Origin of the sequence: Streptomyces nodosus (assembly GCF_008704995.1) — a bacterium.
In the GTDB taxonomy this organism is placed as follows: domain Bacteria; phylum Actinomycetota; class Actinomycetes; order Streptomycetales; family Streptomycetaceae; genus Streptomyces; species Streptomyces nodosus.
Genome location: NZ_CP023747.1, coordinates 5,363,233 through 5,381,351, shown reverse-complemented (window position 1 = coordinate 5,381,351; position 18,119 = coordinate 5,363,233). Strand labels below are relative to the sequence as shown.

Sequence of the window (18,119 nt, the reverse complement as noted above, 5' to 3'; positions counted from 1 at the left end):
CGGGCCTCGCTTCGATCGTCCCGGTCACGGTGCTCCGCCTCCTCTCGGTCCGGAGCGCCCGAGTACCCCCGGCTCACCGCGTTATCCCCACTCCACCGCGGGGGACCGAAATACCGAAGCAGCGTTTACCGATATCCCTCAGGAGAACTAAGCAGAGCTTTACGATCGACGCCCGCGCGCCAGGCTCACCCCGGCAAGGCCCCGCCGCTCAGATGCGGTCCGTGAGGTCCTCCGCATAAACCTGGGACAGCGGCTGGGGTCCCACATACTGCTGGCAGTTGCACTGTGCGGCCTCGTAGCGCAGCGGCTTCTTGTTCTCGTCCCAGGCCGTCGGGACCTCCACGCGCTCATGGCAGCGGCCCTGCTTGTCGTGCTTGGCCAGGTGGTGGGCGCAGCCGCAGACCGGTTCCGGCGGCTGCTGCGCGGCCTCGACGGCGAGGCGCTCCTGCTTGGTGGCCTCCAGCAGCTCCAGCTTCCGCTCGTGCCGGTTGCGCAGGGCGGTGCGGACGGTGTCGGCGAGCCAGGCGAAGCCGCCGGTCCAGAAGACGAGAAGCACAACCCAGAACCAGCTCATCGACAACCTCCCCCTGTCGGGCCGCACGGGGCACGCTCCCGCGTCGGCACCGGGCACATACACCGAAGTCCCCGGCTCAGGATAGACGCCGGTCCGGACCGGAGCGCATACGGCGAACGCGCGCCGCCCGCAAAGGTGTTCCCCGCCGGGAATGTTCCGGGCCGCCCCGGTCCCGCTGCTGACGGCCGGTCTATACACTTCGCGCACGCGGCTTGCGGCCACGGACCGTCGGCCCGTCCCGCCCGGGAACCTGCTGGACGGGAGCGGGTGTCCCCCGGGCAGAGCGATATGACAGGTACACCCCTGGGGGGCACTTCATGAGTGAAGAGATCTACTTCAGCAACAACTACCGCGATCTGAGCAACCAGAACGGCACCGGAGCGGGCTTCCAGTTCGAATTCTCCTGCTCACGCTGCTCCGACACCTGGCGCTCACCCTTCGAGCCCTTCAGAGCGGGACAGATGGCCGGCTGGCTGTCGCGCGGGGTGAACGCCGCCTGGCAGGTCGTGGGAGGCGCCGGCCGCAGTGTGTCCGACGCGGCGGAGGGCCTGGCCGGGGCCAGTTTCGGCAGCCAGCGGGACGCGGCGTTCACCCGCGCCATCGCCACCGCGCAGGGACACTTCCAGCGTTGCCCCCGCTGCACGTCCTATGTCTGCACCCGCTGCTGGAACCCGGGACAGGGGCTGTGCCTCACCTGTTCCCCGGACACCGCGGCGGAGGCACAGGCGGCCCAGCAGCGGGGCCTGAACGACCGCGTGACACAGCGCGCGTACGACGCGGGGCAGCAGCGGGGCGACAGCTACGACGCGACCACCCCGCGCCAGTTGGTGTGTCCCCACTGCCGCGCGGAGACCCGCGGCGCGGCCTTCTGCCCGGCCTGCGGACACCGGCTCGCCCAGCTGGAGAACTGTTCCGCCTGCCATCAGGAACTCCCGGACGGCGCGGCCTTCTGCCCGAGCTGCGGCGCACGGCGCTGACCGCCGGGGCCCTCACCGGGACACACTCCGGCGAGGGCCCCGTCCCCCGCGGGACGGCGCTCAGAGGTTGATCGCGTACGCCTTGCGGAGCGTCTCGTGCACCGTCCACGTCGTGCGGTCGCCCTCGCGCAACACCGCCATGTCACCCGGCCGCACCTCCAGGGTCGGGCCGCCCTCGACCTCGATCGTCGCGGAACCCGTGAGCACCACGAACAGTTCGTCCGCCTCGGTGTCGGTCACCACCCCGGGTGTGATCTGCCAGATGCCCCGCACCTGCCGTCCGTCCTCGGACTCCCAGATCACCTTGCCGGTCACCTCCGGAGCGCCGGAGACGATCTGCGCGGGGTCGAGCGGCTCGGGTTCGAGCTCGGCCCCGGGAATGCTGACTACGAAGCTGTGGGTCATGGCGCGACCCTAACCAGACCCGGCTCCCCGGGCCTGCGACACTGTGTCGGCCACAGGCCCCGCCCGGCGGACACTTCGTCGGAACGCGGGGTGGCGGAGGCGGTCGGCGCGCTCGTCACAGACCGACGATCCCGTTCCACCGTTTGGCGAACTCCATCCGCTCGTCGGCGGTGATGTCCCGGGCGATCGCCAGACGCCTGCGCATCGTCGCGTCCGGGAAGATCAGCGGGTTCTCGGCCAGGGCGGCGGTGTCCTCGTCCTTGGACGAGGCCAGGACGTCCTGGGCGGCCGGGACGGGACAGACATAGTTCACCCAGGCGGCCAGCTCCGCGGCGACCTCGGGCTCGTAGTAGTAGTCGACCAGCCGCTCCGCATTCGCCTTGTGGCGGGCCTGGTCGGGAATCATCAGCGAGTCCGCCCAGAGCTCCGCGCCCTCCTCCGGGACCACGAAGCGGATGTCCGGGTTGTCGGCCTGGAGCTGGATCACATCGCCCGAGTACGCCTGGCAGGCCAGCACATCGCCGCTGACCAGGTCCTTGGTGTAGTCGTTGCCGGTGAACCGGCGTATCTGACCGCTGTGCACACGGCGCTCCACCTGCTCGCAGATCCGGTGGAAGTCGTCCGCCTTCCACCGGGTGATGTCCACTCCGTCGGCCTGCATCAGCAGGGCGAACGCCTCGTCCAGGCCGGACAGCAGGCTGACCCGGCCCTTGAGGTCGCTCGCCCACAGATCGGAGACCTGACGGATCTCCCGGCCGAGCCTGCGGCGGTCGTAGGCGATACCGGTGATGCCGGACTGGTAGGGCACCGAGAACTTCCGTCCCGGGTCGAAGGCGGGCGAGCGCAGCAGCGGGTCGAGCTGGCGCGCCACCCGGGGCTGTGCGGCCCGGTCCATCTCCTGCACCCAGCCCAGGCGTACGAACCGCGCGCACATCCAGTCGCTGATCACGATCAGATCGCGGCCGGTCTGCTGGTGGTTGAGCAGGGACGGGCTGATCTTGCCGAAGAACTCGTCGTTGTCGTTGATCTCCTCGACATAGTCGACCGCGATCCCGGTCTGCTGCTCGAAGGCCTCGAGGGTCGGCCGCCGGTTCGGGTTCTTGTCGTCCGTGTCGATATAGAGGGGCCAGTTCGCCCAGGTCAGCTTCTTGTCCCGGGCGGACCGATCGATATCGGCACGGTCGCCGGGTGCCACATAGGCGGCGGGCACGCCACAGCCGGCGAGCGCGCCGAGCAGCGCGCTCCCGCCGAGGGCAAGCAGGGACCGTCGGGAAGGCGCGAGCATGTCAGGTGTCCGATGCACCCCGGAAGCATGCCGCCGCGGCCCTCCGGGGGACAATCGACGCCGCGTCGAGCGGCCCCGTCAGAAGCCGACACCTTGTCGACCGTCGCCCGGCACGGCGTCGCGACGGTACGGCGACCACGACACGGCGCGGCCCCGGGCGGGAGCATCTCCCGCCCGGGGCCGCGCCGTTCGGCGTCCGTGCCTACGCGTCCAGCGACGTCATCACGTGCTTGATGCGCGTGTAGTCGTCGAAGCCGTAGGCCGACAGGTCCTTGCCGTAACCGGACTTCTTGAAGCCGCCGTGCGGCATCTCGGCGACCAGCGGGATGTGGGTGTTGATCCACACACAGCCGAAGTCGAGGGCCTTGGACAGGCGCATCGCCCGGGAGTGGTCCTTCGTCCACACCGAGGAGGCGAGGGCGTACTCCACGCCGTTCGCCCACTCGACGGCCTGCTCCTCGTCCGTGAAGGACTGGACGGTGATGACCGGGCCGAAGACCTCCTTCTGGATGATCTCGTCGTCCTGGTTGAGGCCCGAGACGACGGTCGGGGCGTAGAAGTAGCCCTTGTCGCCGACCCGGTGGCCGCCGGCCTCGACCTTGGCGTGCGCCGGCAGGCGCTCGATGAAGCCGGAGACCTGCGCCAGCTGGTTGGAGTTGTTGAGGGGCCCGTAGAGCACGTCCTCGTCGTCCGGCTGACCGGTCTTGGTCTCCGCGGCGGCCTTGGCCAGCGCGGCCACGAACTCGTCGTGGATGGAATGCTGGACGAGAACCCGGGTGGCGGCGGTGCAGTCCTGGCCCGCGTTGAAGAAGCCCGCCACCGAGATGTCCTCGACGGCCTTGGCGATGTCGGTGTCCTCGAACACGACGACCGGCGCCTTGCCGCCCAGCTCCAGGTGGACGCGCTTGACGTCCTTGGCCGCGGACGCGGCGACCTGCATACCGGCCCGCACCGATCCGGTGATGGAGGCCATCGCCGGGGTCGGGTGCTCCACCATCATCCGGCCCGTCTCGCGGTCGCCGGTGACGACGTTGAAGACGCCCTTGGGCAGGATGGAGCCGAGGATCTCGGCCATCAGGACCGTGGACGCCGGGGTGGTGTCCGACGGCTTGAGAACGACCGTGTTGCCCGCGGCGATCGCCGGGGCGAACTTCCAGACGGCCATCATCATCGGGTAGTTCCACGGCGCGACCTGCGCGCAGACGCCGACCGGCTCACGGCGGATGATCGAGGTCATCCCCTCCATGTACTCGCCGGCCGAGCGGCCCTCCAGCATGCGCGCCGCGCCCGCGAAGAAGCGGATCTGGTCGACCATCGGCGGGATCTCCTCCGACCGGGTCAGCCCGGTCGGCTTGCCGGTGTTCTCGACCTCGGCCGCGATCAGGTCCTCGGCGCGCTCCTCGAACGCGTCAGCGATCTTGAGAAGGGCCCGCTGCCGCTCTGCGGGTGTGGTGTCGCGCCACGCGGGGAACGCCGCCGCGGCCGCCGCCATCGCGGCGTCCACGTCCGACTGCCCGGACAGCGGCGCGGTGGCGTACGCCTCGCCGGTCGCGGGATTGACCACCTCGGTGGTCCGCCCGTCGGCCGCGTCACGGAATTCGCCGTCGATGTAGTTGCGCAGACGACGCAGCTCGGTGCTCACTGCCGGCCCTCCAAGTTCGGGTGTGCCATAGCTGAGCAACCCACCCTAGTGGGTGGCCCGACGTTTTCAACAGCCCCGATCGCATCAGATCTGCGAAATCCGAAGACATGACTTGCTCAAACAACGAATTTCATCGCTTCAGCCTTGCAAAACCATCGAGACGTCGTGCAGAGTGAGGTTGTGGCCAGTCGAAGCGCAGACCAGAGGGACTCCCGGGAGTCCAGGAACGGCGGTCCCACCCTGGACGCCGTCTCCCTCGCCATCGTCGAACAGCTCCAGGAGGACGGCCGCCGGCCGTACGCCGCGATCGGCAAGGCCGTCGGCCTCTCCGAGGCGGCCGTGCGCCAGCGCGTCCAGAAGCTGCTCGACCAGGGCGTGATGCAGATCGTCGCCGTCACGGACCCGCTCACCGTGGGATTCCGCCGGCAGGCGATGGTCGGGATCAACGTCGAGGGCGACACGGAGTCCGTCGCCGACGCGCTGGCGGCCATGTCCGAGTGCGAGTACGTGGTGATGACCGCAGGCTCGTTCGACCTCATGGTGGAGATCGTCTGTGAGGACGACGACCACCTGCTGAACGTCATCAGCAAACGCATCCGGTCCATCCCCGGAGTGCGCTCCACCGAGAGCTTCGTCTACCTCAAGCTCAAGAAGCAGACCTATATGTGGGGAACCCGATAGCCGTGAGTACCAAGGACCTCAGCAAGACCGCGTACGACCACCTGTGGATGCACTTCACCCGCATGTCCTCGTACGAGAACGCTCCCGTCCCCACCATCGTCCGGGGTGAGGGCACCTACATCTACGACGACAAGGGCAAGCGCTACCTCGACGGTCTCGCTGGCCTCTTCGTGGTCCAGGCGGGCCACGGCCGCACCGAGCTGGCGGAGACGGCGCTCAAGCAGGCGCAGGAGCTGGCGTTCTTCCCGGTGTGGTCCTACGCCCACCCGAAGGCCGTCGAGCTCGCGGAGCGACTCGCCCACGAGGCCCCCGGCGACCTCAACAAGGTCTTCTTCACCACCGGCGGCGGCGAGGCGGTCGAGACCGCCTGGAAGCTCGCCAAGCAGTACTTCAAGCTGGTCGGCAAGCCCACCAAGTACAAGGTCATATCGCGTGCGGTCGCCTACCACGGCACCCCGCAGGGCGCGCTGTCCATCACCGGCCTGCCGGGCCTGAAGGCCCCCTTCGAGCCGCTGGTCCCGGGTGCGCACAAGGTGCCCAACACCAACATCTACCGCGCGCCGCTCTTCGGCGACGACCCGGAGGCCTTCGGCCGCTGGGCCGCCGACCAGATCGAGCAGCAGATCCTCTTCGAGGGCCCGGACACGGTGGCCGCGGTCTTCCTGGAGCCGGTGCAGAACGCCGGCGGCTGCTTCCCGCCCCCGCCCGGCTACTTCCAGCGGGTGCGTGAGATCTGCGACCAGTACGACGTGCTGCTGGTGTCGGACGAGGTCATCTGTGCCTTCGGCCGGCTCGGCACCACCTTCGCCTGCGACAAGTTCGGCTACGTCCCGGACATGATCACCTGCGCCAAGGGCATGACCTCGGGCTACTCCCCGATCGGCGCCTGCATCGTCTCCGACCGGCTGGCCGAGCCGTTCTACAAGGGCGACAACACCTTCCTGCACGGCTACACCTTCGGCGGCCACCCGGTCTCCGCGGCCGTGGGCCTCGCCAACCTCGACCTGTTCGAGCGCGAGAACCTCAACCAGCATGTGCTGGACAACGAGGGCGCGTTCCTGTCGACGCTGCAGAAGCTGCACGACCTGCCGATCGTCGGCGACGTCCGCGGCAACGGCTACTTCTACGGCATCGAGCTGGTCAAGGACAAGGCGACCAAGGAGTCCTTCAACGACGAGGAGACCGAGCGCGTCCTGTACGGCTTCCTCTCCAAGGCCCTGTTCGACAACGGCCTGTACTGCCGTGCCGACGACCGCGGTGACCCGGTCATCCAGCTCGCCCCGCCGCTGATCTCCGACCAGCGGACCTTCGACGAGATCGAGCAGATCCTGCGTGCCACGCTCACGGAGGCGTGGACCAAGCTCTGAGCCCTCCGAGGCCCCGATCATCCTTCTGGATGATCAACAACGGCCCCGTGTCGCCCGTTCAAGTGAGAAACGGCGGCCCGGGGCCGTCGCCTTCCCGGGCTCGGAGCACCGGCTGCCTAGCGTGCGAGGTGACCGATCTCCCCTGCCCTCGTTCCCCCGAACGGGTTTCCCCGGACGGGAATCGGCACGGGACCACGGATCCGAACCGAGGTGTACGCCATGGTGGCCCCGCCGGACAACGACGTGCTCTGGGCACGCGCCCTGCACTACCAGCACAATGGCTCGCCCGCGCTCTGCGGTGTCTCTCTGGGCGTCCGCGAGGGCGAGATCCTCGCCGTCACCGGCCCGCGCGGCAGCGGCAAGACGACCCTCCTCCAGTGCCTGGCCGGGCTGCTGCCCGCCCAGCGGGGCGAGGTCTGGTTCAACAGCACACCGGTGCACACCATGGGCCGGCTCACCCGGGAGCGGCTGCGCCGCGACCGGTTCGGCTGGATCGACCCGGCCCCCCTGCTCCTGCCCGAGCTGAACGCCTGGGAGAACACCGCCCTGCCGCTGCTGCTGCGCGGCACCGGCCGCCGCCGGGCCAGGACCGCCGCCCTGGAGTGGCTGGAACGCCTCGACATCGGCGGCTGCGCCCGCAAGCGCCCCGACCGGCTGACCCGGGCGGTACAACAGCGGATCGCCGTGGCACGGGCGCTCGCCGCCTGCCCCACCGTGCTCTTCGCGGACGAGCCGACCGCCTCGCTGCACCAGGCCGACGGCGTCCAGCTGCTGCGCACGCTGGCCGCGGCGGCCCGCTCGCACGGCATCACCGTCGTCCTGGCGGCACACCCCACGGACGCCGCGTTCATCGCCGACCGCACGGTGTCCCTGCTGGACGGGCGGCATGTGCAGACCGTTCAGCTGCCCCCGGTGATGGAAGCGGAAGGCCTCGCCCGGTGCTCGCTCTCCGTCTAGCCCGCGGGGCCCACCTCCTGGTCCAGCTCCGCCGGCTCCTGGTCGCGGCGGCCTCGGCGGGCACGGGCTTCCTGCTGCTCTGCATCCTGGGCCACGCCCTGGGACACCCGACCGCGGCATCCGGCTCCGCGCTCCGCCTGGCCTGGTGCCTCCCGCCGCTGGCCGCCACGACCTATCTCTCGCTCGCCGTCGCCCGCACCGACCCGGGCACCCGCCCGCGCTCAGGCCTCGCCGCGATCGGGCTCGGCCCGGCCCGGCTGATGGCCCTCTCCACGCTGACCACGGCGCTGTCGACCGTGCTCGGTTCGCTGGTGGCGCTGCTGGTCTTCCTGCATCTGCGGGGCGATCTGACGGGGCTGCCGTTCGACGGGACGGCAGCGGGCTTCCTCGCCGCCGACCAGCCCCTGCCGGTGCCGGCGGTCCTCACCCTGCTCGCCGTGGTGCCGCTCACGGCCTGCCTGGCGAGCGCGCTCGCCCTGCGGCCCCGGAGCGAACGGCCGCCGCGTGGCCGGCGGTCCGGACGACGCGCGTCCGCCGCCGAGACCGGTGGCGCCCCGCGTGATGCCCGGACCTCGAGGGACGCGGACCCGGTCTCCGCGCCGGGGACCGCCCCGGGCAGCCTCCCCTGGGGCGTGGCCGCGCTCGCCGTGGGCCTTGCCGTGGAGACCCGGGCGAGCCGCTCCAGCCGGCCGCCGGGGCTCCAGCTGCCCGGCGGTCTTGCGACCGGGCCCGCCGAGATGCTGGCGGGCTGGGCGCTGACCGCGCTGGGACTCGCCCTGGCCGGGCCCGCGCTCGTGCACCTGTGCGGCTGGCTGCTGCAGGCGGTGCGTCCCGGTGCCCTGCGGCTGCTCGCCGGGCGGGGGCTCCAGCAGGAGGCGCGGCGGATCGGAAGGCCGCTCGGAGTGGTCTGCGCGGTGGCCTCGGGGGCGTACGCGATGGCGGCGCTGTACACCGGAGCCCGGCCCGCCTTCGGGCCCCTGACCCTGCTGGGCGGGGTACTCATGGGCGGCTGCGCCCTCGCCACGCTGGCGACGGCCGCGGTGGAGGCGCGGCAGGCGCGCGCCGACACGACCGCCGCGCTGGTCCGGATGGGCGCGCCGGCCTCGGTGCTGCGGACCGCGGCGCTGCTGCGGACAGGGGTGCTGCTGGTGGTGTTCGTGCCGGTCACCTGGGCCGTCGCGGAGCTGGCGGCGATGCCTCTGGGAGGCTGAGCCCCCGGACAGCCGACGGCGGAGGGGATGTACGGGACATTCCTTCGCGTCCCACCGATGAGTTCCGCGGCGGCCGGCGGTCCACCCCTCACAGCGACCGCGCACCGAGCGAGCGCACACCATCGGAAGAGACCGGAGAGACCGCACATGTACCAGCAGATGATCTTCGTGAACCTGCCCGTCGCCGATGTCGACGCGTCCAAGAGGTTCTTCACGGAGCTGGGCTACACGATCAACCCGCAGTTCACGACGGACGACTGCGCCTGTGTCGTCATCAGCGACACCGTCATCGCGATGCTGCTCGGCCACAAGCGCTACGCCGACTTCACCGCGAAGCAGATCGCGGACGCCACCCGGACCAGCGAGGTGCTGCTCTGTCTGAGCGCCGAAAGCCGGGAGAAGGTCGACGAGTTGGTGGACCGCGCGCTCGCGGCGGGCGGCACCTCCGACCGGCAGCCCACCGACTACGGCCACATGTACGGCCGTAGCTTCGACGATCTGGACGGGCACACCTGGGAAGTGATGTGGATGGACCCGGCGGCGGTGCAGGGCTGATCCCGCTCCGCCCGACGGCGTTGCGCACGCGGGGAGTTGACGGAGTGTGCAGGCGGGGAGTCGAGGCCCTCCGGACGGCGTTCAAACCTGGGGATGGTTAATGAGCAGGTAAAGACGCCCGTCATGCCGGACATCGACGTTGACAGCACTCTGTCGCCCTTATAAACCTGTCACCTCATGGGGAGGCTGTTGCGTCAGCAACGTCCCTGAAACCCCCCGCAGTTGCGCTCCCGTGAAGGGTAAACGTGTCCATATCCTCTCGCACCTCACGAACGGTGCGCATTCTCGGCGTTGCCTCCGCCACCGCCGCGCTCGCGCTCGGCACGGCCGGAACCGCACTCGCCTGCAACATCAAGGACTTCTCGGCCGTCGCGTCCTGCGACGACAACGGGAAGGGCGTCATCACCGTCACCGACAAGGACGGCTCCCGTCAGAAGGCCACCGTCTCGGTCTTCCTGTCGACGGACGGCTCGGAGACCAAGGTCGACGAGAAGGAGGTCACCGGCACCCGTGAGGGCGCGACCGTCACCTTCTCCGAGGACTGGGCGCCGGGCGCCACGTACCGCATCCACGTCAAGGCCGGCAAGAACCTCGTCGACCAGGACATCAAGCCGAACCTGACCGCACCGTCCAAGGCCTGCGCCTCCTCGGAGCCGGCCCCGGAGCCCTCGGAGACCACTCCGTCGGCCCCGGAGGAGACCGCTCCGGCGACGGTCGAGCCCACCGCGTCGGCCCCGGAGAGCTCCGAGGCCGCCGAGCCGTCGGCCGAGGCCTCGGAGTCGGACAGCGCGGCGCCTGCCGCGGGCGGGGAGAACTTCCCCTCCCCCGCCGCCGGTACGTCGAACCTGGCCGAGACCGGTTCCAGCTCCAGCACGCCGCTGATCGCCGGCATCGCCGCCGTTCTGGTCGTCGTCGGTGGTGGCGCGGTCTTCTTCGGTATGCGTCGCCGCGGCGCGTCGAAGGCCTGACGCCTCCGTCACAGCCGTACGCGAGACGGCCCGTCCCCTCGGGGGCGGGCCGTTCTGCGTGTCCGGGCCGGTCCTCGTCCCACCAGGCCGTTCCGTCAGCTCATGGGGCGTCAGCGCCGCCTTCGAGCACGACCACTTCGGCCGGGTCGAACACGACCCCGACCTCGTCCCCGGGCTCCGGCGCCGACCGCAGCGGGCAGGCCGCCTCCAGTGCGGGTGCCTCCCCGAGCCCCAGCCGCACGGCGACATGGGTGCCGCGGAAGGTCCGTGCGGTCACGGTGCAGCGCAGGCCCTCGGCCGGGTCCACGAGCCGTACACCGGCCGGCCTGACCAGCAGCGACACCTGTCCCTGCCGGGCGCCCTCCGGGACCGGCAGCCTGCCCCAGGGGGTGTCCGCGGTCCCCCCGGAGACGGTCGCCGTCACCACGTTGTCGAAGCCGAGGAAGCGCGCCACGAAGGCGTCCGCGGGCCGCTGCCACACCTCGAGCGGCGTACCGGCCTGGGCGATCCGTCCCTCGCGCATCACCACCACCCGGTCGGCGAGCGCGAAGGCCTCCCCCTGGTCGTGTGTCACGGCGAGCACGGTCGTCCCCAACCGTCCGAACAGCTCGCGCAGTTCCACGACCAGGCGTTCGCGCAGCGACCGGTCCAGCTGGCCCAGCGGTTCGTCCAGCATCAGCAGCCGCGGCCGGGGCGCGAGGGCACGGGCGAGCGCGACCCGCTGCTGCTCACCGCCGGAGAGCGTCGCCACCGCCCGGCGCGCGGCCCCGGGCAGTCCGACGAGTTCCAGCAGCTCCTGTACGCGCGCCTCCTGTTCGGCACGGGCGGCGCCCCGCATCCGGAGCCCGAAGGCGACGTTTCGGCCGACGTCCCGCTGCGGGAACAGCTGGTGGTCCTGGAACATCAGACCGACGCCGCGCCGGTGCGCGGGCACCCCGGCGAGGTCCCGGCCGTCCAGGAACAGCCGTCCGCCGTCGAGGGGTTGCAGCCCGGCCACACCGCGCAGCAGGGTCGACTTGCCGCTGCCGCTGGGCCCGAGCACACAGACGATCTCATGCTCGGCGACCGCCAGATCGATCCCGTCGAGCGCGGCACGCCCCGCGAAGCGTACGGACGCTCCCTCCAGCCTGAGCATCGTCAGAACTCCCCCGTCCGGTCCGTGCGCAGCCTTTCCAGAACCAGCAACGCCACCGCGCACACCACCATCAGAATCGTCGAGAGGGCCATGGCCTGGCCGTAGTTGAGATCGCCGGGCCGTCCGAGCAACCGTGCCACCGCGACCGGAAGGGTGGGATTGTCGGGCCGCGCGATGAACACGGTCGCCCCGAACTCGCCCAGGGACACGGCGAAGGCGAATCCGGCGGCGATCAGCAGCGCCCGCCGTACGATCGGCAGATCGACCTCGCGCCACACCCGCCAGGGCGACGCCCCGAGCACGGCGGCCGCCTCCCGCAGCCGCTCGTCCACGGCCCGCAGCACGGGCAGCAGGGTACGCACCACGAAGGGCACGCCCACCAGCGCCTGGGCGAGCGGCACCAGGATCCAGGAGCCGCGCAGATCCAGCGGCGGCCGGTCGAGGGTGATCAGAAACCCGAAGCCGACGGTCACGGCCGACACCCCGAGCGGCAGCATCAGCAGGGCGTCGAAGCCCCGCACCAGACGGCCGGCGTCCCTGCGGGCGAGGGCCGCCGCGGCCAGTCCGCCGATCAGCACGGCGATCAGCGTGGCCGCGACGGCGTAGCGCAGCGAGGTGCCGATCGCGGTGACCGGCGCTACCAGGAAGACCCCGCTGTCGTCATGGGTCAGCGCCGTGTAGTAGCCGAACCCGGGGGCGTCGAGCGAGCGTTGGACGAGGACGGCCGGCGGCAGCACCAGCAGGACGGCCACGGTGAGAAGGACCGAGCCGAGCAGCGCCCACTGAGCCGCCCCGCGCGGCCGGCGCGCGGTCAGGGACGGGTCGACCAGCCGCAGCGCGCTCTCCCGGCGCCGCACGGTCCAGGCGTGCACCAGGAGGATCGCGCCCACCGCGAGGAACTGCACCAGCGTCAGCACGGCGGCCGTGGTCAGGTCGAAGATCTGCGAGGTCTGCCGGTAGATCTCCACCTCCAGCGTGGAGAAGGTGGGGCCGCCCAGGATCTGCACCACACCGAAGGAGGTGAACGTGAACAGGAACACCATCAGCGCGGCGGCGGCGACCGCCGGGCCCAGCGCGGGCAGCGTCACCCTGCGCCAGGCCGCGAACCGGGAGGCGCCCAGCATCCGGGCCGCCTCCTCCTGACGCGGGTCGAGCTGCGCCCAGAGGCCGCCGACCGTGCGGACGACCACGGCGTAGTTGAAGAAGACATGGGCGAGCAGGATGGCCCAGACGGTCGTGTCGAGCCGTACCCCCCACAGGTCGTCCAGCAGCCCGCCGCGGCCCACGAGCGCCAGGAAGGCCGTGCCGACCACGACCGTCGGCAGCACGAACGGCACGGTGACGACGGCCCGCAGCAGCTGCTTGCCCGGGAAGTCGTAGCGTGCGAACACCTGGGCGCCGGGGAGCGCCACCAGCAGGGTGAGAGCGGTGGAGGCGAGCGCCTGCCAGGTGGTGAACCACAGCACATGGCCGATGCCGGGGTCCGTGAGCACCTCGGTGATCCGGCCCCACTGCCAGCTCCCGCCGTCCCGCAGACCCCGCCGGACGATCGCGGTGACCGGGTAGGCGAAGAACACCGCGAAGAACGCGACGGGCAGGGCCATCAGACCGAGCCGCGCCGCGTTCCCGCCGCGGCGCGGCCGGGGGGCTACTTCAGTACGAGCGAGGTCCACGACTTGACCCACTGGTCACGGTCGGCGGCGATCCGGTCGGGCGCCATGGTCTCGGGGTCCTTGGCCTGGGGGCCGTACTCGGCGAAGTCCGCCGGGACCTCGGCGCTCTCCCGCACCGGGTAGACGAACATGTTCAGCGGCATGTCCTGCTGGAACTTCTCGGTGAGCAGGAAGTCGAGGAGTGCCTTGCCGCCCTCGGTGTTCCTGGCGTTGCTGAGCAGCCCGGCGTACTCGATCTGCCGGAAACAGGTGCCCTGGGCCACCCCGGTCGGCGCGGTCTTCGGCCGGGGGTCGGCGTAGATGACCTCGGCGGGCGGCGAGGAGGCGTAGGAGACGACCAGCGGCCGGTCGCCGCCGGCCTTGCGGCCGCCCGCCGAACCGGAGAACTCCTGGTCGTAGGCCTGCTCCCAGCCGTCGACGACCTTGACGCCGTTGGCCTTCAGCTTCTTCCAGTAGTCCTGCCAGCCCCCGTCCCCGTACTTGGCGGCGGTGCCGAGCAGAAAGCCGAGGCCGGGCGAGGAGGTGGCGGCGTTCTCGGTGACCAGCAGGTTCTTGTACGCGGGCTTGATGAGGTCGTCGAAGCCGGCGGGCGGGGTCAGCTTGTGGTCGGCGAAGTACTTCTTGTCGTAGTTGACGCAGATGTCACCGGTGTCGATCGGCGTGACCCGGTGCTCGGTCTCGTCGGCCCGGTACCGGCTCGCGACCGTGTCGTAGTCCTTCGGCCGGTACGACTGGAACAGCCCGTTGTCGAGCGCCCGCGAGAGCAGGGTGTTGTCGACGCCGAAGAAGACATCGCCCTGCGGGTTGTCCTTGGTGAGGATCGCCTTGTTGACGGCCTGGCCGGCGTCGCCGTCCTTGAGGACCTTGACGGTGTATCCGGACTGCTTCTCGAAGTCCGCCAGGACGCTCTTGGAGACCGCCCACGAGTCATGGCTGACCAGGGTCACGGTCTTGGAACCGCCGCTCCCGCCCGTGGAGCCGGACGATCCGGACGATCCGCATGCGGACAGCGTGACCATGCCCAGCCCGACGGCCACGGCCGCGAACTGCCTGCCGGTGATGCTCACTGAATTCCTCCTGGAAGGTGACCAGGAAGAGACGCGGCCCTGCCCGGGAACCCCGAAGGGAACCCGGGCAGGGCGCAACAGCTCGAGTGAAGACCGAACTTCCTACCCAGAATGACCTGGGCGAGGTTCAGAGGGTCTGCGGTCGACACCGCACTCTCAGCGCTGTGGCGCTCCCCTGTCGGAATATGAAGATATGAACGGCCTCAGACTACCGCTCGGTGGCCGCCAGCTGACCGCACGCCCCGTCGATCTCCTGACCACGGGTGTCCCGGACGGTCACCGGCACCCCATGGGCGGCGATCGCCTCGACGAACGCCTTCTCGTCCTCGGGACGTGACGCGGTCCACTTGGAGCCGGGCGTCGGGTTCAGCGGGATCAGATTCACATGGACGGGCTTGCCCTTGAGCAGCCGGCCGAGCAGATCACCGCGCCACGCCTGGTCGTTGATGTCCCGGATCAGGGCGTACTCGATGGACAACCGACGCCCGGACCGCTCCACGTACCCGAACCCGGCGTCCAGGACCTCGCGCACCTTCCACCGGGTGTTGACGGGGACGAGGGTGTCCCTCAGCTCGTCGTCCGGCGCGTGCAGCGAGACGGCGAGCCGGCACTTGAAGCCCTCGTCGGCGAAGCGGTGGATGGCCGGCACCAGTCCGACGGTCGACACGGTGATGCCGCGCTGGGAGAGCCCCACCCCGTCCGGCGCGGGGTCGGTGAGCGCGCGGATGGCGCCCACGACGCGCCCGTAGTTGGCGAGGGGCTCGCCCATGCCCATGAAAACGATGTTGGACAGCCGCGCGGGACCGCCCGGGATCTCCCCGTCGCGCAGCGCCCGCATGCCGTCCACGATCTGGTGCACGATCTCGGCGGTGGACAGATTGCGGTCCAGACCGGCCTGGCCGGTGGCACAGAAGGGGCAGTTCATGCCGCAGCCCGCCTGGGAGCTGATGCACATGGTGACCCGGTCGGGATAGCGCATCAGCACGGACTCGACGAGCGTCCCGTCGAAGAGCCGCCACAGCGTCTTGCGCGTGGTGTCCTGGTCGGTCGACAGATGCCGTACGACCGTCATCAGCTCCGGGAGCAGTGCCTCCTGGAGCCTGGCGCGGGAGCCGGCGGGGATGTCGGTCCACTGCTCCGGATCGTGCGCGTACCGGGCGAAGTAGTGCTGCGAGAGCTGCTTGGCGCGGAACGGCTTCTCACCGATCTCCGCGACCGCCTCCTTGCGCTCGGCGGGCGTGAGATCGGCAAGGTGCCGCGGCGGCTTCTTGGCTCCGCGCGGCGCGACGAAAGTGAGTTCTCCGGGCTTAGGCATGGCCGTACCAGTGTCGCAGATCCAATCGGGTGACCTGGGGCCGAAGGCCGCACGGTGGTCGCCGCCCGTCGTCGTCGGCCGCCGGCCGCCCTCGGACGAGCCGCCGACGACCCCGCGACGACCCGGCGACGACCCGGCGACGACCCGGCGACGACCCGGCAACGGATGCGGCGCGCCCGGTCCGGCGGCGGTTCCAGCGAGCGTCCGAGCGACTCAGCGGCGGCCTCGCCGGTCCTCGTGGGTGGGCGCGCCCCATGGCCAGGAGCATGCGGCGGCGCGGGGCGGTCCCTGGGGTGATCGTCGGCGACCGTCCGTGGGAGACAGGGCGCCGGCCGCCCTGGCCGCCGAGCGGTCCGGGGAGCAGCATGGGAGATGAGCGAGCAAGGGAGGCCCACCATGAGAACCGGAGCCTCGGACTACGACGCGGGGCTGTACTCCCACACCCCCTCCCAGGCGGAGGGTGAGCGCGACGAGCCGGCCGAGCGTTCGGCGGTGGAGCAGCACCCGGACGTCCCCAGGACCGAGCCGTCCCAGGCGGAGGGCGAACGGGCGGACGACATCGGGACCGGATGACCCCGGGACGCACGAAGGGCCCGCGGCACGGCCGCGGGCCCTTTCCGTCCGTGCGCCGGGGCGCGCGGGTCAGCCGCTTCCGACGAACAGCACCAGCAGCAGCCACACCACCGGCGCGGTGGGCAGCAGCGAGTCCAGCCGGTCCATGATGCCGCCGTGCCCGGGCAGCAGCGTGCCCATGTCCTTGATGCCCAGGTCACGCTTGATCATGGACTCGCCGAGGTCGCCGAGGGTGGCGCTGGCCGCCACCGCGAGGCCCAGCAGGATCCCCTGCCACCACGAACCGCCGTCGATCAGGTACTGCATGCACAGCGCGCCCGCCGCCATCGCGAAGAGGACCGCCCCGATAAGGCCCTCGCGGGTCTTGCCGGGGCTGATGCGCGGGGCGAGCTTGTGCCGGCCGAAGCGCCAGCCGACCGCATAGGCGCCCGTGTCACTGACGACGGTCAGCACCAGGAAGGTCAGCACCCGCTGCGGGCCGTCCTGTGCCGTCAGCATCAGGGCCACGAAGGTGGCCAGGAACGGCACGTAGAAGGCCGCGAAGAGCCCCGCCGTGACGTCCTTCAGATAACCCTCGGGCGGCTCCGTCATGCGCCAGACCAGGACCGCGAGCGCGGTGAGCGCCATCGCCACCCAGGCGCCCTCGGCACCCCGCACATACCCGGCGACGATCATCGCCGCGCCGCCGACCGCCAGCGGGACGAGGGGCGCCTTGATGTCCTTGCGCTCCTGAAGCCGCTTCGTCAGTTCCCACAGGCCCACCACGACGGCGACCGCTATGACACCGACGAACACGGCCTTGACGATGAACAACGACGCCACGATCACGACGCCGAGCCCGATGCCGACCCCTATGGCCGCTCCCAGGTCACGGCCCGCGGTCTTCTTCTGCGGTGCGGGCGCCGGCTGCGAGGCGTGGGGCATGGGCTCCGGATTCTGCGTCTCGTCGCGGAAGAAGGGGCCGCCCGGCCGAGCAGCCCCCGGATCGTCGTCCTGGTCTCCGCCTTGTGCGGGTACGTCGGGCACGATGGGCATGGGGCGAGTCTGCGGGGCGTCCTGCGCATCGTACGCGGGACCCGCCGCACCGGCGCCCTGGAACGGCGCCCGGTCGGTGGGCCCCCGGTACCCGGTCTGTGACGGCGCCCTCCAGGAAGAGTCGTTCATCAGACTTCGAGAAGCTCCGCTTCCTTGTGCTTGAGCAGCTCGTCCACCTGCGCGACATACTTCGCGGTGGTGTCGTCGAGCTCCTTCTCCGCCCGGCGGCCCTCGTCCTCGCCGACCTCGCCGTCCTTGATCAGCTTGTCGATGGCGTCCTTGGCCTTGCGCCGCACGGAGCGGATCGAGACCTTGGCGTCCTCGCCCTTGCCCTTGGCGACCTTGATGTACTCGCGGCGGCGCTCCTCGGTGAGCTCGGGGAACACCACACGGATGATGTTGCCGTCATTGCTCGGGTTGACTCCGAGGTCGGAGTCGCGGATCGCCTGCTCGATATTGCGCAGCGCGCTCTTGTCGAAGGGCGTCACCACGGCCATGCGCGGCTCCGGCACCGAGAACGAGGCCAGCTGGTTGATCGGCGTCGGCGCGCCGTAGTAGTCGGCCACGATCTTGTTGAACATCGCCGGGTGCGCACGACCGGTACGGATCGCGGCGAAGTCCTCCTTGGCGACCACGACGGCCTTCTCCATCTTCTCCTCGGCTTCGAGGAGGGTCTCTTCGATCACCACTTGCTCCTGC

Annotated in this window: 18 protein-coding genes; 8 read left to right on the top strand and 10 right to left on the bottom strand. The window is 70.7% G+C overall.

Annotated features, from left to right (window positions below):
• Nucleotides 1-208: 208 nt before the first annotated feature.
• Nucleotides 209-574, bottom strand: a complete 366-nt coding sequence (locus tag CP978_RS24330) for a hypothetical protein (RefSeq protein WP_043444278.1) — start codon at nucleotides 572-574, stop codon at nucleotides 209-211.
• Nucleotides 575-891: 317 nt separating this feature from the next.
• Between CP978_RS24330 and CP978_RS24325 the strand changes: the two genes are divergently transcribed.
• A complete protein-coding gene (locus CP978_RS24325; protein WP_043444276.1) occupies nucleotides 892-1,551 on the top strand; it encodes a zinc ribbon domain-containing protein in 660 nt (219 codons plus the stop codon).
• A gap of 60 nt (nucleotides 1,552-1,611) precedes the next feature.
• On the opposite strand, the gene CP978_RS24320 is transcribed toward CP978_RS24325, so the two are convergent.
• The 3 genes from CP978_RS24320 to CP978_RS24310 all read right to left on the bottom strand — a co-directional run bounded on the left by CP978_RS24320 (nucleotide 1,612) and on the right by CP978_RS24310 (nucleotide 4,883).
• Complete coding sequence (locus tag CP978_RS24320) at nucleotides 1,612-1,956, bottom strand: cupin domain-containing protein (protein WP_043444274.1); 345 nt, start codon at nucleotides 1,954-1,956, stop codon at nucleotides 1,612-1,614.
• Between the two features lie 115 nt (nucleotides 1,957-2,071).
• Nucleotides 2,072-3,241: a polyamine ABC transporter substrate-binding protein gene (locus CP978_RS24315; protein WP_043444272.1), complete on the bottom strand. Its 1,170-nt coding sequence runs from the start codon at nucleotides 3,239-3,241 to the stop codon at nucleotides 2,072-2,074.
• 202 nt (nucleotides 3,242-3,443) lie between these two features.
• Nucleotides 3,444-4,883: a gamma-aminobutyraldehyde dehydrogenase gene (locus CP978_RS24310; protein WP_043444270.1), complete on the bottom strand. Its 1,440-nt coding sequence runs from the start codon at nucleotides 4,881-4,883 to the stop codon at nucleotides 3,444-3,446.
• A gap of 165 nt (nucleotides 4,884-5,048) precedes the next feature.
• Between CP978_RS24310 and CP978_RS36135 the strand changes: the two genes are divergently transcribed.
• The 6 genes from CP978_RS36135 (at nucleotide 5,049) to CP978_RS24280 (ending at nucleotide 10,622) form a co-directional block, all read left to right on the top strand.
• Nucleotides 5,049-5,564, top strand: coding sequence for an Lrp/AsnC family transcriptional regulator (locus CP978_RS36135; RefSeq protein WP_043444268.1), 516 nt, complete (start codon nucleotides 5,049-5,051; stop codon nucleotides 5,562-5,564).
• 2 nt (nucleotides 5,565-5,566) lie between these two features.
• Complete coding sequence (locus CP978_RS24300) at nucleotides 5,567-6,931, top strand: aspartate aminotransferase family protein (protein WP_043444266.1); 1,365 nt, start codon at nucleotides 5,567-5,569, stop codon at nucleotides 6,929-6,931.
• A 219-nt stretch (nucleotides 6,932-7,150) separates the two neighbouring features.
• Nucleotides 7,151-7,888, top strand: coding sequence for an ABC transporter ATP-binding protein (locus CP978_RS24295; protein WP_043444264.1), 738 nt, complete (start codon nucleotides 7,151-7,153; stop codon nucleotides 7,886-7,888).
• Nucleotides 7,870-9,099 (top strand): hypothetical protein, encoded by a 1,230-nt coding sequence (locus CP978_RS24290; protein WP_043444262.1) that lies wholly within the window; start codon nucleotides 7,870-7,872, stop codon nucleotides 9,097-9,099. The genes CP978_RS24295 and CP978_RS24290 overlap by 19 nt, the downstream gene beginning before the upstream one ends.
• 147 nt (nucleotides 9,100-9,246) lie before the next feature.
• Nucleotides 9,247-9,654, top strand: coding sequence for a VOC family protein (locus CP978_RS24285; RefSeq protein WP_043444260.1), 408 nt, complete (start codon nucleotides 9,247-9,249; stop codon nucleotides 9,652-9,654).
• Between the two features lie 245 nt (nucleotides 9,655-9,899).
• Nucleotides 9,900-10,622: an LAETG motif-containing sortase-dependent surface protein gene (locus tag CP978_RS24280; RefSeq protein WP_174498668.1), complete on the top strand. Its 723-nt coding sequence runs from the start codon at nucleotides 9,900-9,902 to the stop codon at nucleotides 10,620-10,622.
• A 100-nt stretch (nucleotides 10,623-10,722) separates the two neighbouring features.
• Here the strand turns inward: CP978_RS24280 and CP978_RS24275 are convergent, their stop codons facing one another.
• From CP978_RS24275 to rlmN, 4 genes are all read right to left on the bottom strand, one after another.
• Nucleotides 10,723-11,757 carry an ABC transporter ATP-binding protein gene (locus CP978_RS24275; RefSeq protein ID WP_043444256.1) on the bottom strand — a complete coding sequence of 345 codons (1,035 nt, stop codon included), beginning with the start codon at nucleotides 11,755-11,757 and terminating at the stop codon, nucleotides 10,723-10,725.
• A 2-nt stretch (nucleotides 11,758-11,759) separates the two neighbouring features.
• Nucleotides 11,760-13,430: an ABC transporter permease gene (locus CP978_RS24270; protein WP_174498667.1), complete on the bottom strand. Its 1,671-nt coding sequence runs from the start codon at nucleotides 13,428-13,430 to the stop codon at nucleotides 11,760-11,762.
• Nucleotides 13,406-14,449: a thiamine ABC transporter substrate-binding protein gene (locus CP978_RS24265; RefSeq protein WP_052454617.1), complete on the bottom strand. Its 1,044-nt coding sequence runs from the start codon at nucleotides 14,447-14,449 to the stop codon at nucleotides 13,406-13,408. Before CP978_RS24265 ends, CP978_RS24270 begins: the two co-directional genes overlap by 25 nt.
• A gap of 256 nt (nucleotides 14,450-14,705) precedes the next feature.
• Complete coding sequence (rlmN, locus tag CP978_RS24260; RefSeq protein ID WP_043444250.1) at nucleotides 14,706-15,812, bottom strand: dual-specificity RNA methyltransferase RlmN; 1,107 nt, start codon at nucleotides 15,810-15,812, stop codon at nucleotides 14,706-14,708.
• A gap of 396 nt (nucleotides 15,813-16,208) precedes the next feature.
• Between rlmN and CP978_RS34975 the strand changes: the two genes are divergently transcribed.
• Nucleotides 16,209-16,385, top strand: coding sequence for a hypothetical protein (locus tag CP978_RS34975; protein WP_167748017.1), 177 nt, complete (start codon nucleotides 16,209-16,211; stop codon nucleotides 16,383-16,385).
• Nucleotides 16,386-16,454: 69 nt separating this feature from the next.
• Here CP978_RS34975 and CP978_RS24255 read toward each other — a convergent pair whose 3' ends face one another.
• The gene (locus CP978_RS24255; RefSeq protein WP_043444248.1) at nucleotides 16,455-17,549 is read right to left on the bottom strand and encodes a phosphatidate cytidylyltransferase; all 1,095 of its coding nucleotides are present in this window, start codon (nucleotides 17,547-17,549) and stop codon (nucleotides 16,455-16,457) included.
• Nucleotides 17,549-18,106 (bottom strand): ribosome recycling factor, encoded by a 558-nt coding sequence (gene frr / locus CP978_RS24250; RefSeq protein ID WP_014675285.1) that lies wholly within the window; start codon nucleotides 18,104-18,106, stop codon nucleotides 17,549-17,551. The genes CP978_RS24255 and frr overlap by 1 nt, the downstream gene beginning before the upstream one ends.
• Nucleotides 18,107-18,119: the final 13 nt, after the last annotated feature.

Excerpts from the sequence above, each read along its gene's own strand:
- CP978_RS24255 (WP_043444248.1), bottom strand. The coding sequence starts at position 17,549 with ATGAACGACTCTTCCTGGAGGGCGCCGTCACAGACCGGGTACCGGGGG.
- rlmN (WP_043444250.1), bottom strand. The coding sequence starts at position 15,812 with ATGCCTAAGCCCGGAGAACTCACTTTCGTCGCGCCGCGCGGAGCCAAG.
- CP978_RS24275 (WP_043444256.1), bottom strand. The coding sequence starts at position 11,757 with ATGCTCAGGCTGGAGGGAGCGTCCGTACGCTTCGCGGGGCGTGCCGCG.
- CP978_RS24315 (WP_043444272.1), bottom strand. The coding sequence starts at position 3,241 with ATGCTCGCGCCTTCCCGACGGTCCCTGCTTGCCCTCGGCGGGAGCGCG.
- CP978_RS24325 (WP_043444276.1), top strand. The coding sequence starts at position 892 with ATGAGTGAAGAGATCTACTTCAGCAACAACTACCGCGATCTGAGCAAC.
- CP978_RS24320 (WP_043444274.1), bottom strand. The coding sequence starts at position 1,956 with ATGACCCACAGCTTCGTAGTCAGCATTCCCGGGGCCGAGCTCGAACCC.
- CP978_RS34975 (WP_167748017.1), top strand. The coding sequence starts at position 16,209 with ATGAGAACCGGAGCCTCGGACTACGACGCGGGGCTGTACTCCCACACC.
- CP978_RS24265 (WP_052454617.1), bottom strand. The coding sequence starts at position 14,449 with ATGGTCACGCTGTCCGCATGCGGATCGTCCGGATCGTCCGGCTCCACG.
- CP978_RS24285 (WP_043444260.1), top strand. The coding sequence starts at position 9,247 with ATGTACCAGCAGATGATCTTCGTGAACCTGCCCGTCGCCGATGTCGAC.
- CP978_RS24330 (WP_043444278.1), bottom strand. The coding sequence starts at position 574 with ATGAGCTGGTTCTGGGTTGTGCTTCTCGTCTTCTGGACCGGCGGCTTC.
- CP978_RS24295 (WP_043444264.1), top strand. The coding sequence starts at position 7,151 with ATGGTGGCCCCGCCGGACAACGACGTGCTCTGGGCACGCGCCCTGCAC.